This is a genomic window from Allobosea sp. P1_A7 (assembly GCF_056406775.1).
Genome location: NZ_JBFTZN010000549.1, coordinates 1 through 1,547 on the forward strand (window position 1 = coordinate 1; position 1,547 = coordinate 1,547).

Sequence of the window (1,547 nt, forward strand, 5' to 3'; positions counted from 1 at the left end):
GCCTGAGACCATGGGAACGGGCAATATCCTGACGGCACCGCGGCCGAGATCGCCGGCGAGCATCAACCGCGGAAGGATGGTGACATAGTCGTTCGACAGAACGAGCTCGCGGATGAAGGAAATCGAGGTCGAACGCAGCGGCGCGGCCAGCATCTCCAATCCGGAATAGGCGATCACCGCATCGATCTCCTGACCGAGGCGCTGTTCCAGCGAAGGCAGTACGAGGCCGAACTTCCCGAGCTCCGCTCCCGCGCTGCCGGGGCGGTCGAGCAAGGGATGACCGGCCCGTGCCAGGACCGAGATCGGCTCGTGATAGATCGTCTCGCGGTGAACATCATGGGCGGTTTCGAGCTCGTAGAGCCGCCCGACGATCAGATCGAGCTTGCCGCTCTCCAGCTGCGGCATCAGCTCCGCCGTGCGCCCCTGCACCAGCCTGATGTTCAACTCGGGATTGGAGGCGCGCAGCCGGCCGAGCGTCGGCGGCAGCACGCTCGTCGCCGCAGTCGGCAGGGCGCCGATGACGAGCGTGCCGGCCTGCCCCTGCTCGATCAGCCCGATATCGTCCGTGAGTCGCTCGACCAGCGACAGCATGGCCCGGCCACGCTCGACAACGGCACGGCCGAAGGGATTGATCATCACGCCGCGGGCCATCCGGTCGAAGATGGGATGGCCGACGATCAGCTCGACATCCTGCACCGCCTTCGACACTGCGGGCTGCGTGATGCTGAGCGCGTGGGCCGCGGCCAGGAAACTGCCCTGCTCGGCCACGGCAATGGCGATCTCGATCTGCCGCAGCTTCAGGCGCGCATTGATCTGCGATCGCATGGCCTGCCTCTCCCCATTGCAGGCAAGCCCTTTGCCCTACTGAGGGGGCAATGACAAATTGGGGGAATCAATGATCTCACCGACGCATACCAGCGAATCGATGGTTCTTCGGAGAGTCGGGCCTTCGGGCTGAGATTGCCGGCATGGTCGGGCGACCGCGAAGCTGATTCTCAGGAACGATCTGTTCGGCGGACTCTGAGAAAGCCTGGGGGCCGAGCGCGGCGGCCGGCGATCAAGGCCGCAGATGCGACCCATCCACTCTCGGTGAGTTCGTGATCCGGATCGGAAAATTTGGTGGAGCCAGGCGGAATCGAACCGCCGACCTCTTGAATGCCATTCAAGCGCTCTCCCAACTGAGCTATGGCCCCACGCTGGCCGATTGATTTGGGGGTCAACCGGCAAATTCCCGGACACCGCAGGAGTGGCTTCAACTTCGAAGCCCGGCGATGTCCGCGTCGTCACTGTCGCGACGGAGGGCTCTATAGGCGGGCTCGGCAGAAGACACAAGCACCTATATCGCAGAAATATTTTTTGTCCTCAGACGTCCTCGTCACCCTCGATGTCGCCATCGATCAGATCGGAGACGTCATCGTCGCCTTCCTCGTCCTCTTCCAGGAACGTGTCGTCTTCCTCGGCAGCGATGTCGTCCTCGACCTCGATGTCGTCCTCGCTGGTGACAACCGCGTCCTTCTCGCTCGTTTCGGCATCGGCCTCATCGAGAG

1 protein-coding gene, 1 tRNA gene and 1 pseudogene are annotated in these 1,547 nt (G+C 63.3%); all 3 read right to left on the reverse strand.

The genetic code is table 11. The features are described from left to right. A partial coding sequence (locus AC1D34_RS37480; RefSeq protein ID WP_476827019.1) for a LysR substrate-binding domain-containing protein occupies window positions 1-825 on the reverse strand: 825 nt, incomplete at its 3' end. Between the two features lie 292 nt (window positions 826-1,117). Continuing rightward, window positions 1,118-1,193 (reverse strand) — tRNA-Ala (locus AC1D34_RS37485). 169 nt (window positions 1,194-1,362) lie between these two features. After that, window positions 1,363-1,547: pseudogene (locus AC1D34_RS37490) on the reverse strand (TIGR02300 family protein); the annotation flags it as partial.